Source organism: Rahnella sp. AN3-3W3 (assembly GCF_003263545.1).
GTDB classification, from domain to species: Bacteria; Pseudomonadota; Gammaproteobacteria; order Enterobacterales; family Enterobacteriaceae; genus Rahnella; species Rahnella variigena.
This window is the reverse complement of record NZ_JYDG01000013.1, coordinates 44,181-58,394: the sequence shown is the minus strand read 5'-3', so window position 1 is coordinate 58,394 and position 14,214 is coordinate 44,181. Positions and strand designations below refer to the sequence as shown.

The following is a 14,214-nucleotide window of genomic DNA, read 5'->3' as shown; positions in this document are numbered from 1 at the left end:
CTTAATTTCGTTCATCACGCCGCATTTTCCCTGCAGACGTGACCGCGCTGCTGTTATATCAATCTTGTCAGAGCGATGCAAGCGACTGAAAGCAGCCTGAAACCCTTTGACCGTTGACTACGTTAACGGCACAAAAAAAAGCTGGCAAGTGAGATTTCACCTGCCAGCCTGAGTTTTATTCAACTGTGTAAGCTGATGTCACTATTTTGCTGCCACCGGCAGTGCACCGTAAGCCGGATTTTGCAATGCGATGTTCAGAACATCATCAATGCGTTTTACCGGGTGGATCTCAAGATCTGCCAGCACGTTTGCCGGAATTTCTTCCAGATCGCGTTTGTTGTCATCCGGGATCAGAACCACTTTGATGCCACCACGATGGGCTGCGAGCAGTTTTTCTTTCAGACCGCCAATTGGCAGAACCAGACCACGCAAAGTGATTTCACCTGTCATCGCAACATCCGCACGAACCGGGTTACCCGTCAGACAAGACACCAGCGCAGTACACATTGCGATACCGGCACTCGGACCATCTTTCGGCGTTGCCCCTTCTGGTACGTGAACGTGAATATCGCGTTTTTCGTAGAAGTCAGGGTTGATACCCAGTTTGTCAGCACGTGAACGCACAACGGTCAGCGCGGCCTGAATGGATTCCTGCATCACTTCACCCAGAGAACCGGTGTAAGTCAGCTTACCTTTGCCCGGTACGCAGGCCGTTTCGATGGTCAGCAATTCGCCGCCCACTTCGGTCCACGCCAGACCAGTGACCTGGCCCACACGGTTTTCGGTATCAGCACGACCATAATCGACCTTCTGCACGCCGAGGAAATCTTTCAGGTTGTCGCCGTTGATTTCAATGTGCTTGATGTTTTTATCCATCAGCAATTGTTTAACTGCTTTTCGGCAAAGTTTAGACAACTCACGTTCTAAACTACGCACACCCGCTTCACGGGTATAGAAACGGATAATGCCGATAATTGCGCTGTCATCAACCGTCAGTTCGTTCTTCTTAAGCGCGTTACGCTCAAGCTGCTTCGGCAGCAAATGCTGTTTGGCGATGTTTAGTTTTTCATCTTCGGTATAGCCCGAAAGACGGATCACTTCCATACGGTCAAGCAGCGGAGCCGGGATATTCATCGAGTTCGAGGTCGCCACAAACATCACATCTGACAGGTCGTAATCGACTTCCAGATAGTGATCGTTAAACGCCACGTTCTGTTCCGGATCCAACACTTCCAGCAGAGCAGAAGCGGGATCACCACGCATGTCCGATGACATCTTGTCGATTTCATCTAGCAGGAACAGCGGATTTTTAACCCCGACTTTCGCCATTTTCTGGATCAGTTTGCCCGGCATGGAACCGATATAGGTACGACGGTGACCGCGGATTTCCGCTTCATCACGTACGCCACCCAGCGCCATACGTACATACTGACGGCCAGTCGCACGTGCGATTGACTGACCCAGTGAGGTTTTACCCACACCCGGAGGCCCGACCAGACACAGGATTGGCCCTTTAATTTTGCTGACACGACTCTGTACTGCGAGGTATTCCAGAATGCGGTCTTTGACACGCTCCAGACCATAGTGGTCAGTATCCAGAACTTCCTGCGCTTTGAGCAGGTCTTTTTTCACTTTGCTACGGGCATTCCATGGCACCTGAAGCATCCAGTCGATATATCCACGGACAACCGTGGCTTCGGCGGACATCGGCGACATCATTTTCAGCTTTTGCAACTCAGCTTCGGTTTTTTCACGCGCATCTTTCGGCATTTTGGCCGCTTCGATTTTGCGTTTCAGCGCCTCATGCTCGTCAGGCGTATCGTCCATTTCGCCAAGTTCTTTCTGAATCGCTTTCATTTGCTCATTCAGATAGTACTTCGCGCTGGCTTTTTTCCATCTGTTTTTTGACACGGTTACGGATGCGTTTCTCAACCTGTAACAGGTCGATTTCCGATTCCATCATCGCCATCAGATATTCCAGACGCTCGGTGATATCAAACATTTCCAGTACGGATTGTTTATCAGCGAGTTTCAATGGCATATGCGCAGCAATGGTGTCAGCCAGACGTGCAGCATCTTCAATACTGTTCAGCGAAGTCAGCACTTCCGGCGGGATCTTTTTGTTCAGCTTGATGTAGCCTTCAAACTGATTAATCGCAGTACGCACCAGAACTTCCTGCTCGCGTTCATCCACGGCCGGAGATTCAAGATATTCCGCCTGGGCAGCAAAATGCTCGCCACTGTCAGAAAGTGTCGTAATACGCGCACGTTGTAACCCTTCCACCAGCACTTTGACCGTGCCGTCCGGGAGCTTCAGCATTTGTAATATTGAGGCAACCGTACCCACGGAGAAGAGGTCATTAACGCCCGGCTCATCTGTTGAAGCTTCTTTCTGCGCCACCAGCATGATTTTTTTGTCGTGATCCATCGCAGCTTCGAGGCACCGAATCGATTTTTCCCTGCCAACAAACAACGGGATCACCATGTGCGGATAAACCACCACATCGCGCAAAGGCAATACGGGGATTTCTATGCGTTCAGAACGCTCAGGGTTCATAGAGCTCTCTCTTAGTTTAGCTTCCGCCAGGTTAAGGAAATCTCGTGAAACACGAGTCAGACGGGTTTCAGCAAGTCGTTAACTGAGTATATGGGGATGAATGTCTGACATTCAACGATAAGAATGTGCGAAAAAAAAATGGGGGACAAAATCCCCCATTTCATGGCTAACTCTCTGGATAGATTGGCTAATTATTCGCCAGATGCCTGTTGTGCTTCTGGTTTGCCATAAATCATCAGAGGTTCTGACTGGCCCGCAATCACGGACTCATCAATCACCACTTTCTCGACATCTTCGAGAGACGGCAGATCATACATAGTGTCCAGCAATGCGGCTTCTACGATGGAACGCAGACCACGGGCACCGGTTTTACGGACCATGGCTTTTTTCGCAATCGCAACCAGCGCTTCATCGCGGAATTCCAGTTCAACGCCTTCCAGATTGAACAATGCCTGATATTGCTTAGTCAGGGCATTTTTCGGCTCTTTCAGAATCTGAATCAGAGCTTCTTCGTTCAGCTCGCTCAGTGTCGCTACCACTGGCAGACGACCAATGAACTCAGGGATCAGACCAAATTTGATCAAATCTTCTGGTTCAGCCTGCGCCAGCAACTGACCTTCGGTCGCTTTCTGTTCTTTACCTTTCACTTCTGCACCAAAACCGATACCTGTATTGGTGTTGATACGCTGACCAATCACTTTATCCAGACCGGCAAATGCGCCGCCACAGATAAAGAGGATTTTCGATGTATCAACTTGCAGGAATTCTTGCTGTGGATGCTTACGTCCGCCTTGCGGTGGAACGGCAGCCACGGTGCCTTCAATCAGTTTCAGCAGCGCTTGCTGAACACCTTCGCCCGACACGTCACGCGTGATAGACGGGTTGTCAGATTTGCGGGAAATCTTATCGATTTCATCAATGTAAACAATGCCGCGTTGCGCTTTCTGTACGTCGTAGTCACATTTCTGCAGCAGTTTCTGGATAATATTTTCGACGTCTTCACCGACGTAACCGGCTTCGGTCAGCGTGGTAGCATCAGCCATCGTAAATGGCACATCCAGGAAACGCGCCAGGGTTTCAGCCAGCAGCGTTTTACCGCTACCGGTTGGCCCGATCAGCAGAATGTTGCTCTTGCCTAACTCGATACCGTTGCTGGTATCGCCATTACGCAGGCGCTTGTAGTGGTTGTACACAGCCACAGCCAGCACTTTTTTCGCAGGTTCCTGGCCGATAACATAATCGTCAAGGTGCTGACGGATTTCATGCGGCGTCGGTAACGCACTGCGTTCACGGTGTGGCGCGACTTCTTTGATCTCTTCGCGAATAATGTCATTACATAAATCGACACATTCATCGCAGATATACACTGACGGCCCGGCAATCAGCTTACGCACTTCATGCTGGCTTTTGCCGCAAAAAGAGCAGTACAGCAGCTTTCCTGAACCGTCTTTGCGCTTATCTGTCATCAGTAAACCTCTTCTCTAGTATCAGTCCCGCAGCGTAACAAGAACACCACGGTACGACCATATTACACAACAGCCGCATGATTGGCTGATGTCTGTTCATTCCTGTTATGACTCATGGCAGGCAGGTTTTGCTTAATACAAAACCTGCCGTTGAGACGTCCGTATGAGTATAACTATAGACCATCAGCCCGGCAGAAATAAGCCGTCAGGCGCGATGGGTAAATACGGAATCCACTAACCCGTACTGTACAGCCTCATCAGCAGACAGGAAACGGTCACGCTCAGTGTCACGCTCTATTTCTTCAAGAGTTTTACCCGTATGTTTCGCCATCAGCTCATTCATACGTGATTTCACTTTGAGAATTTCTTTTGCGTGGATTTCGATGTCCGTCGCCTGGCCCTGGAAACCGCCCAGTGGCTGGTGGATCATCACGCGTGAGTTTGGCAGACAGAAACGTTTGCCTTCTGCACCGGCAGTCAACAGGAACGCCCCCATTGAACAAGCCTGCCCCATACAAATGGTGCTGACGTCCGGTTTAATAAACTGCATGGTGTCATAAATCGACATACCGGCAGTGATCACACCACCCGGTGAGTTGATATAAAGATAAATGTCTTTTTCCGGACTTTCTGCTTCCAGAAACAGCATCTGGGCAACAATCAGGTTAGCCATATGGTCTTCAACCTGACCTGTCAGGAAGATGATGCGTTCCTTAAGCAGACGGGAGAAGATGTCGTATGAACGTTCGCCCCGTGAAGTTTGCTCAACCACCATGGGTACCAACGCCATGTTTGGTGCAAATTGCTCTCTTTCACCACTGTATGACATAACCGTCTCCTAATAGATTCTGTTTGGCGCTCTTTAAAACCGATTCTACTTGAGATAGGCACACATGACTATGCTCAAGCGGCCAAGTCGCCATTTACACGCCTGACGGTCGTTATCAGTCAGATTTTAACTACAAATTTACCTGGGTTCGTTCTTATCAATTGGGGGATTTAGCCCCTTTTTTCAAGCCTGCAGGAATATTTCTTTTTCTCACGCGGTCCTGAACCGATGAAAGCCATTGTGGATGAGGCCAGTGTGAGGTTTCTACGTGGGCTGTGCCTTATAGTGATAAATATAGTGCAAAAACAACAGTCAAAAACAAAAAATACCTGATTTTCAGCAAATAAAAAGCCCGCAGTAAAAACTGCGGGCCTGAGAAGCGAACCTGTAAACAGGTTCAGCAACGTGCAATTAACTTATGCAGGTTGAGTCTGGTTCATCAGCTCAGTAAAGGTAGTGGCTTTTTCAGTCACTTTCGCTTTAGACAATAGAGTTTCGACCGCTTGTTCTTCCAGAGCGACGTTACGCATGTTGTTCATCAGCTCTTTGTTTTTGCTGTAGAACTCAACAACTTCTTGTGGATCTTCGTACGCAGAAGCCATTTCTTCGATCAGCGCTTTAACGCGATCTTCGTCAGCTTTCAGTTCGTGCTGGCTGATCACTTCGCCCAGCAGCAGACCAACAACGACGCGACGTTTAGCTTGCTCTTCGAACAACTCACGTGGCAGTTCCAGCGCTTGTTTTTCGTTGCCGCCGAAACGTTGTGCAGCCTGACGACGCAGAACATCTACTTCGCCGTCGATCAGTGCAGCTGGCACGTCGATTTCGTTAGCGCTGACCAGACCGTCGATTGCCTGAGTTTTGATGCGGTTACGAACAGCACCTTTCAGCTCGCGTTCCATGTTTTTACGCACTTCAGCGCGCAGACCTTCAACAGAACCATCAGCCACGCCGAAACGTTTGATGAATTCTGGCGTCAGTTCTGGCAGTTCACGCTCTTCAACTTTCTTCAGAGTGATCGCGAACTTAGCTGCTTTACCTTTCAGGTTTTCAGCGTGGTAGTCTTCCGGGAAGTTCACGTCGATTGTGAATTCTTCACCCGCTTTGTGACCGACCAGACCTTCTTCGAAGCCTGGGATCATGCGGCCCTGGCCCATAGCCAGTACGAAATCAGAGGCTTTGCCGCCTTCGAAATCTTCACCGTCGATAGAACCGGAGAAATCAACGGTTACGCGGTCTTCAGCAGTGGCTGCAGCGTCAGTTTCTTTCCAGTCAGCTTGTTGCTTACGCAGAGTTTCCAGCATGGTATCAACATCAGCGTCGTTAACTTCAACAACAGGTTTTTCAACTTCGATGTTTTCCAGATCTTTCAGCTCAACTTCCGGGTACACTTCGAATTCTACGGAGAAATTGAAGTCTTCACCTTGCTTGTACTCACCCGGGATATAGTTAGGTGCGCCAGCCGGATTGATTTTTTCTTTGATGATCGCATCAACGAAATTGCGTTGCATCAGATCACCCAGCACGTCCTGACGTACTGACGCGCCGTAACGCTGTTCGATGATGTGGCTTGGTACTTTGCCTTTACGGAAGCCGTCAATACGTACTTTTTTAGAGACGTTGATCAGTTCACTGCTCACTGCTTTTTCAATGCTTTCAGCAGGAACAGTAATCGTTACGCGGCGCCCAAGGCCTTGAGTGGTTTCAACAGAAACTTGCATCTTGTTACCTCAAAAAAAAATCACAGTGCTCGGTCAACTCCAGAAGTCGTTCTCAAGATGAGAAGCAGCATCGAGTGCGCGAACTTACCTTGAAAACGACTTCTAAGAACCGGGACAGTTCTGTATCAGAACGTAGCCCTGTATTCGAGAGCGTCCGAAACCATTCCGGAAAAATTAGACGCGACATTATAGCGACGCAGACGCATTGAGTCGAGGACGGTATCTGTTACGCGGGAGGAAACTCACACGGGAATCGATCCATCGAAAAAAGCGGTCATTGCAAAGGCATTTCGCCTTGCCGTCTGTCCGTCAGAAGAAAAACAAAAACGGCCCGCCGGCCGTTTCTTGAAATTCGCATCTACTAATACCGCATCTGACAAGGAAAGTTCCAGTTTTACCGTCTCAAATGCCGATATTTATGCCTTTTTTGAATCAAATCGTGACGATTACGCCATTGTGCCCGCGCCGCGACAAGGCGGAGAGGCCGGAACCGTGTCCTGCAAACCTTCCCATTCTTTCAGGGTGTAAGTATGCAGTGCCAGTGCATGAACGCTGCCCGCCAGCTCTTCGGTTAATCTTCCATAAATTGCACGATGACGCGCCAGGAAACGCTCGCCGATAAACTTATCGGACACCATGACGACTTTAAAATGGCTCTCGGAGCCTGCCGGGACATTATGACGATAGCTTTCGTCAGTCACTTCCAGAAACGCAGGTTCGAATGCTTCAACTAATTTTGCTTCTATTTGCTCACGAATCATAGCAATCTCCTTACACCGCATCAGCTGAGAACTGCGTCTGTCTGGTACTTCTATCTCTCTATAATGATAGGCTGTTTTCCGGACTCTATGCAGGCCAGAACAATAAATTTCTGCTGCAGATTGATAAAAACGCCGCTCAGCCTGTCAAAGCTGATTCTGTCAAAGAAAGTGCTGTTCCGCCACGGATGATGAATGCCATCCGCCAGTTAACGACTTCTTTGCTGAAAAAAAGCGCAAAAAAGACGTTTTCCGGATTTTTGGGACTTCCCCCGGAAAATGGCAATGTTATGATGTCGGCAAAATTTTGAGCACTATTCCCTTATTAATATTGAGAAAATACACATGCTAAAGAAAATTATTTTCCCGGTTCTGGCGATGTTGATGCTGGCAGGCTGTGCCACCAGCACTAACACGCTGGACGTTTCTCCGAAAATTGTATTGCCTTCACAGGATCCTTCCCTTCAGGGCATCACCATCAGCATCAACGGTGCTGACCAGCGTCAGGATCAGGCACTGGCAAAAGTTAACCGTGACGGCCAGCTGATTTCACTTACGCCTTCCCGTGACCTGCGTTTCCTGTTGCAGGAATCGCTGGAGAAACAAATGACCGCCCGTGGTTACATGGTCGGTGCTGACGGCGCTGTGGATCTGCAAATCGTCGTGAACAATCTGTATGCAGATGTTCAGGAAGGTAACCTGCGTTATAACATCACCACTAAAGCCGATATCTCTATCATTGCAACGGCTAAAAATGGCAGCAAACAGGTGAAAAACTACCGCTCGACGTACAACGTTCAGGGCGCACTGTCTGCGACTAACGCGAAAATCACCAATGCGGTTAATACCACTCTGGGTGATGTCATCAGCGACATGGCCTCAGATACCAGCATCAGCGACTTCATCAAAGCTAACGCGCGATAAGTTTCTGCTGTAAGAGTGAACACTTCTGCCCGGCTTGCCGGGCAGAATGCTTTCTGAGGCAAGTGATTGTCTTTCCCGATAGGCATCCCTTCCTTTATTATGCGTATGCACCACTCTCTCACCGGTACGCAGGAACACTATTTTAATGAAAGGTCAGTATTTCAAGATTTTCACGCAGCGTAATACCGTCATTTTACTGCTTCTGGGCTTTGCTTCCGGCTTACCGCTGGCGCTGACATCCGGCACATTGCAGGCGTGGATGACAGTGGAAAACGTCGATCTGAAAACCATCGGGATTTTCTCGCTGGTCGGTCAGGCTTACGTTTTTAAATTCCTGTGGTCACCGATGATGGACCGCTATACGCCCTCTTTCCTCGGGCGCAGACGTGGCTGGCTGATACTGACGCAACTCCTGCTGGTGGTGGCGATTTTCGCGATGGGATTTATGGATCCCTCCAAAGATTTATTCTGGCTGGCGTCGCTGGCAGTGCTGATAGCCTTCGCTTCCGCGTCGCAGGACATCGTTTTCGACGCCTACAAAACTGATTTATTGCCGCCGGAAGAGCGCGGGAGCGGCGCGGCGGTTTCCGTGCTGGGCTACCGGCTGGCGATGCTGGTATCCGGCGGGCTGGCCTTGTGGCTGGCAGACCGTTATCTCGGCTGGCAGCACATGTACTGGCTGATGTCAGGTCTGATGCTGACTGGCGTTATCGCCACCCTGCTGTCGCCGGAACCTGAAAACTCGCAACCGGCACCGCGTACCCTCGAAATGGCGGTCGTCGCGCCGCTGAAAGACTTCTTTGGCCGTAACAATGCCTGGCTGATTTTACTGCTCATCGTGATGTACAAAATGGGCGATGCGTTTGCAGGCAGCCTGAGCACCACATTTTTGATCCGCGGCGTCGGATTTGATGCCGGAGAAGTCGGACTGGTAAATAAAACGCTCGGTCTGGCGGCCACGATTTTTGGCGCCCTGCTGGGCGGGATGCTTATGCAGCGTCTGAGCCTGTTCCGCGCGCTGATGCTGTTCGGGATTTTGCAGGCTGTATCCAATGCGGGTTACTGGATCCTTGCCGTTACAGATAAAGATTTGATCACCATGGGCACGGCGATTTTCTTCGAAAATCTTTGCGGGGGGATGGGGACGGCGGCCTTTGTCGCATTGCTGATGACGTTGTGTAACCGCTCGTTTTCTGCCACGCAGTTTGCGTTGCTTTCTGCGCTATCAGCCGTGGGCCGTGTATATGTCGGGCCGATTGCAGGCTGGTTTGTGGAAGCCTATGGCTGGCCGTGGTTTTATCTTTTCTCGATTGTGGCGGCGGTCCCCGGCTTACTGCTGCTGGCGGTTTGCAGACAAACGCTGGAATACACTCAAAGCACCGACAGCTTCCTGCCACGCGTTCACTTTGCAAAATCCTACAGGTGGGCGCTGCGTTTTCTGCTGACGGGAAGCGTGCTGCTGATCCTGTGGCTGGTCACACTGATTGCCGACAGTATGGGCTGGGCTTCCTGGCAAGCTCTGGCGACAGTTTTGCTGAAAACCGGCGCATTTATATGTCTGACTGGTGTTATTTTAGGCAGTCTGCTCGACTTTTTATCTCTGCGCCGTACCGCACGTTCATGATTTGCCGCCATTCATTTGAAATGAGTGGCGCATTCATTTAACAACTGATCAATAAATATCACTCAACAATTTAAATTCAGAAAAAATAATATTCGCGGGGATAATTTTTCTCCGCCGCTTTTTGTTGATTTTATTTCACTCGCTTTAAACATTAATTTAACATTAATTAAACCTATCGATCGGATATCGGCCGGCAATAATATTGAGAAAATCTGTCACCCCTTGTTTTTCATCACTATAGAAAAAAATCTATACGCAACATATTGTTGCCCACTGTAAATTGTCACGATCCGTGACATGTGTGACTGCGTTAACATAAAGTGTCAACAGCGGCTTGACACTTGTTTAAGCGTGTTTACAGTCCTGCAACCTTCCCGTAAAATGCCCGCACACCTGAAGCGACAATAGAGCCCTAGTTATTGAGGTCGTTAGATGAGACTTAAGAAATACAATAAAAGTATTGGGATGTTGTCCTTATTTGCTTCCGCGTTATTGTTGAGCGGTTGCAATACGGCATTGATGGATCCCAAGGGAGCAATTGGACTCGAGCAGAGAACGCTGATTTTAACCGCTATCGGTTTAATGCTGATCGTTGTTATACCAGTTATTATCATGGCGTTTGCCTTTGCGTGGAAGTATCGTGCTTCCAACACAAAAGCAAAATACAGTCCTGATTGGTCCCACTCCAACAAGATTGAAGCCGTCGTCTGGACAGTTCCAATTATTATCATTGCCATCCTGGCAACGATAACCTGGAAAACCACCCACTCGCTTGATCCGTTCAAGCCTATCGTGACTGACGAAAAACCGATGACGGTTGAAGTCGTTTCTCTGGACTGGAAATGGTTGTTCATTTATCCGGAACAGGGCATCGCTACCGTTAACGAACTCGTCATTCCTAAAGATGTGCCGGTTCAGTTCAAAGTCACTTCTGACTCTGTGATGAACTCGTTCTTTATTCCTCAGTTAGGCGGGCAGATTTATGCGATGGCCGGTATGCAGACTCAGTTGCATTTGATTGCAAATGAAGCCGGTACCTACAAGGGCATCTCAGCAAGCTTCAGCGGCCGCGGTTTCTCTGGCATGAAGTTCAACACGATTGCGACTCCAACCCGTGCCGATTTCGACACTTGGGTAGCGAAAGTGAAAAGCGCACCGAACCAACTGGCAACCACTGATGACTTCAACAAACTGGCTGCACAGAGTATCGACAACCCAGTCGAATACTTCTCTGTTGCAAAACCTGGTTTGTTCAAAGAAATCATTGGCAAATACTCCATGCATGACATGAAGGCAGCGCCAGAAGGTCACACCATGCCAATGCCAGCAGGCAGCGACATGAAAGGCATGGATATGGGTGGACAGTCTCACGCAGCCGGAGCCGAGGAATAAACGATGTTCGGAAAATTAACGCTTGATTCGGTTCCGTATCATGAACCGATTATCATGGTCACAGTTGCCGCGATTATCATTGGTGGTCTGGCAGTCCTTGCCGGCATCACTTATTTCGGTAAGTGGAAGTATCTGTGGACCGAGTGGCTGACGTCTGTCGACCACAAAAAATTAGGTATCATGTATATCATTCTGGCCTTCGTCATGCTTCTGCGTGGCTTTGCCGATGCCATCATGATGCGTAGCCAGCAGGTTCTTGCTTCTGCAGGTGAACCGGGCTTCCTGCCGCCTCATCACTACGACCAAATCTTCACCGCGCACGGCGTAATCATGATCTTCTTCATGGCGATGCCTTTCGTAATCGGTCTGATGAACGTGGTTGTTCCTTTGCAAATCGGTGCGCGCGACGTTGCGTTCCCGTTCCTGAACAACGTGAGCTTCTGGTTTACCGCCGCTGCTGTTGTGTTGATCAACATCTCTCTGGGTGTGGGTGAATTCGCACAGACCGGCTGGTTGGCCTATCCGCCACTGTCAGGTAAGGAATACAGTCCGGGGGTCGGGGTAGATTACTGGATCTGGAGTCTCCAGATATCCGGTGTCGGTACCTTGCTGACCGGTGTTAACTTCTTTGCGACCATCCTGAAGATGCGCGCTCCTGGTATGCCGCTGATGAAAATGCCGGTATTTACCTGGGCCGCACTGTGCACCAACGTGTTGATTATCGTGTCCTTCCCGATCCTGACCGTGACTGTTGCACTGCTGACATTAGACCGTTATCTGGGCACCCATTTCTTCACGAATGATATGGGCGGCAACATGATGATGTACATCAACCTGATTTGGGCCTGGGGCCATCCGGAAGTGTACATTTTGGTTCTGCCAGTATTTGGTGTGTTCTCAGAAGTTACCGCAACTTTCTCCAAAAAACGTCTGTTTGGTTACACCTCGCTGGTATGGGCAACCATCGCCATCACCGTGTTGTCGTTCATCGTTTGGCTGCACCACTTCTTCACCATGGGTTCAGGCGCAAACGTCAATGCCTTCTTCGGCATCATGACGATGATCATTTCTATCCCGACCGGGGTAAAAATCTTCAACTGGCTGTTCACCATGTATCAGGGCCGTATCACGCTGAATGCAGCGATGCTGTGGACTGTTGGCTTCATCATCACCTTCTCTGTGGGTGGTATGACCGGCGTTCTGCTGGCGGTTCCTGGTGCTGACTTCGTGCTGCACAACAGCCTGTTCCTGATTGCCCACTTCCATAACGTAATCATCGGTGGTGTGGTCTTCGGTTGCTTCGCAGGTCTGACTTACTGGTTCCCTAAATCCTTCGGTTTCACGCTGAACGAAAAATGGGGTGTGCGTTCATTCTGGTTCTGGATCATCGGTTTCTTCGTTGCGTTCATGCCACTGTACGTACTGGGCTTCATGGGTATGACCCGTCGTGTCAGCCAGAACATCGATCCTGAGTTCCACCCGTTGCTGGTTGTTGCGGCATGCGGTGCTGCACTGATTGCCTGCGGTATCCTCTGCCAGCTGATCATGATCTTCGTTTCCGTTCGCGACCGCGACCAGAACCGTGATCTGACCGGTGACCCATGGGGCGCACGTACTCTGGAGTGGGCAACCTCTTCTCCTCCTCCGTTCTACAACTTCGCTATCGTGCCGCAAATTCACGACCGCGATGAGTTCTGGGACATGAAAGAGAAAGGTACCGCTTACAAGCAGCCTGCTAAATATGAACCGATTCATATGCCACGTAACAGCGGCGCCGGTTTCATCATCGCTATGCTGAGTCTGGTTTGTGGTTTCGCTTTAATCTGGGATATCTGGTGGCTGGCAGCAGTGAGCTTCATTGCGCTGGTTGTGACCTGGATTGCGAAAAGCTTCGACGAAGATGTTGATTACTACGTGCCAGTTGAAGAAGTGGAACGTATTGAAAACCAACATTATGAACAAATCCGTAAAGCAGGTGTGAAACATGGCAACTGATACTCTGACTCACCACGATGAGGCCCATGCTGAGCATGGGCACCACGACGCAGGTGCAACCAAAGTCTTCGGCTTCTGGATCTACCTGATGAGTGACTGCATCTTGTTTGCGAGCCTGTTCGCAACGTATGCAGTACTGGTAAACGGGACCGCTGGCGGTCCCTCTGGTAAAGACATTTTTGAACTGCCGTTCGTGCTGGTAGAAACCTTCTGCCTGCTGTTCAGTAGTATCACTTACGGCTTTGCGATGCTGGGCATGAACAAAGGCAACAAAGCGGCTGTTAACGGCTGGTTGTTCCTGACATTCCTGTTCGGTTTAGGCTTCATCGGGATGGAACTCTATGAATTCCATCATCTGATTGCTGAAGGCTATGGCCCGCAACGCAGTGGTTTCCTGTCTGGCTTCTTTGCGCTGGTCGCCACCCACGGTCTGCACGTGACCTGTGGTCTGATTTGGATCCTGACTATGATGGTTCAGGTTTCGCGTCGCGGTCTGACTGAAGTCAACAAAACCCGTCTGATGTGTCTGAGCCTGTTCTGGCACTTCCTGGACGTGGTGTGGATCTGCGTGTTTACCGTTGTTTATCTGATGGGAGCGATGTAATGAGTCATTCTGCTACTTCCCATGGTGGCGCAAGCCACGGCAGCCTGAAGTCATACGCTATTGGCTTCATCTTGTCGGTTATCCTGACGGTGATCCCGTTTGCCATGGTCATGACCGACACGGCATCACATTCACTGATCCTGGGTACCGTGGTTGCGTCCGCAATCATCCAGATCGTTGTCCATCTGGTGTTCTTCCTGCACATGAATACGTCGTCGGAAGAGCGCTGGAACCTGGTGGCACTTCTGTTCACCGCTGTGATTATCTTTATCGTCGTTGTGGGCTCATTGTGGATTATGTATAACCTCAACCTCAATATGATGGTCAGTTAAAGAGCCGAGCTG

The 14,214-nt window shown here is 49.7% G+C and carries 10 protein-coding genes and 1 pseudogene; 6 read left to right on the top strand and 5 right to left on the bottom strand.

The features are described from left to right. Positions 1 to 201 precede the first annotated feature (201 nt). The 5 genes and pseudogenes from lon to bolA form a co-directional block, all read right to left on the bottom strand. Positions 202 to 2,557, bottom strand: a pseudogene (gene lon / locus UC15_RS05555) (endopeptidase La). A 191-nt stretch (positions 2,558 to 2,748) separates the two neighbouring features. After that, positions 2,749 to 4,023: an ATP-dependent protease ATP-binding subunit ClpX gene (gene clpX, locus UC15_RS05550; RefSeq protein ID WP_112287508.1), complete on the bottom strand. Its 1,275-nt coding sequence runs from the start codon at positions 4,021 to 4,023 to the stop codon at positions 2,749 to 2,751. A gap of 205 nt (positions 4,024 to 4,228) precedes the next feature. After that, on the bottom strand, positions 4,229 to 4,852 hold the full coding sequence (gene clpP, locus UC15_RS05545; RefSeq protein ID WP_056771081.1) for an ATP-dependent Clp endopeptidase proteolytic subunit ClpP: 624 nt from the start codon (positions 4,850 to 4,852) through the stop codon (positions 4,229 to 4,231). Between the two features lie 416 nt (positions 4,853 to 5,268). Beyond that, entirely contained in the window at positions 5,269 to 6,573 is a 1,305-nt protein-coding gene (tig, locus tag UC15_RS05540; RefSeq protein ID WP_112287507.1) for a trigger factor, read from the bottom strand. A 446-nt stretch (positions 6,574 to 7,019) separates the two neighbouring features. Continuing rightward, positions 7,020 to 7,334 carry a transcriptional regulator BolA gene (bolA, locus tag UC15_RS05530; protein WP_013576642.1) on the bottom strand — a complete coding sequence of 105 codons (315 nt, stop codon included), beginning with the start codon at positions 7,332 to 7,334 and terminating at the stop codon, positions 7,020 to 7,022. Positions 7,335 to 7,676: 342 nt separating this feature from the next. Here bolA and UC15_RS05525 point away from each other — a divergent pair, with 342 nt between their 5' ends. The 6 genes from UC15_RS05525 (at position 7,677) to UC15_RS05500 (ending at position 14,202) form a co-directional block, all read left to right on the top strand. Then, positions 7,677 to 8,255: a lipoprotein gene (locus UC15_RS05525; RefSeq protein WP_112287506.1), complete on the top strand. Its 579-nt coding sequence runs from the start codon at positions 7,677 to 7,679 to the stop codon at positions 8,253 to 8,255. 145 nt (positions 8,256 to 8,400) lie between these two features. Continuing rightward, the gene (gene ampG, locus UC15_RS05520) at positions 8,401 to 9,879 is read left to right on the top strand and encodes a muropeptide MFS transporter AmpG (protein ID WP_112287505.1); all 1,479 of its coding nucleotides are present in this window, start codon (positions 8,401 to 8,403) and stop codon (positions 9,877 to 9,879) included. 432 nt (positions 9,880 to 10,311) lie between these two features. Next, positions 10,312 to 11,271, top strand: a complete 960-nt coding sequence (gene cyoA / locus UC15_RS05515) for a cytochrome o ubiquinol oxidase subunit II (RefSeq protein WP_112287504.1) — start codon at positions 10,312 to 10,314, stop codon at positions 11,269 to 11,271. 3 nt (positions 11,272 to 11,274) lie between these two features. Then, a complete protein-coding gene (gene cyoB / locus UC15_RS05510) occupies positions 11,275 to 13,266 on the top strand; it encodes a cytochrome o ubiquinol oxidase subunit I (RefSeq protein WP_112287503.1) in 1,992 nt (663 codons plus the stop codon). Beyond that, positions 13,256 to 13,870: a cytochrome o ubiquinol oxidase subunit III gene (locus UC15_RS05505; RefSeq protein WP_013576647.1), complete on the top strand. Its 615-nt coding sequence runs from the start codon at positions 13,256 to 13,258 to the stop codon at positions 13,868 to 13,870. The genes cyoB and UC15_RS05505 overlap by 11 nt, the downstream gene beginning before the upstream one ends. Next, entirely contained in the window at positions 13,870 to 14,202 is a 333-nt protein-coding gene (locus UC15_RS05500; RefSeq protein WP_013576648.1) for a cytochrome o ubiquinol oxidase subunit IV, read from the top strand. The genes UC15_RS05505 and UC15_RS05500 overlap by 1 nt, the downstream gene beginning before the upstream one ends. Positions 14,203 to 14,214 lie beyond the last annotated feature (12 nt).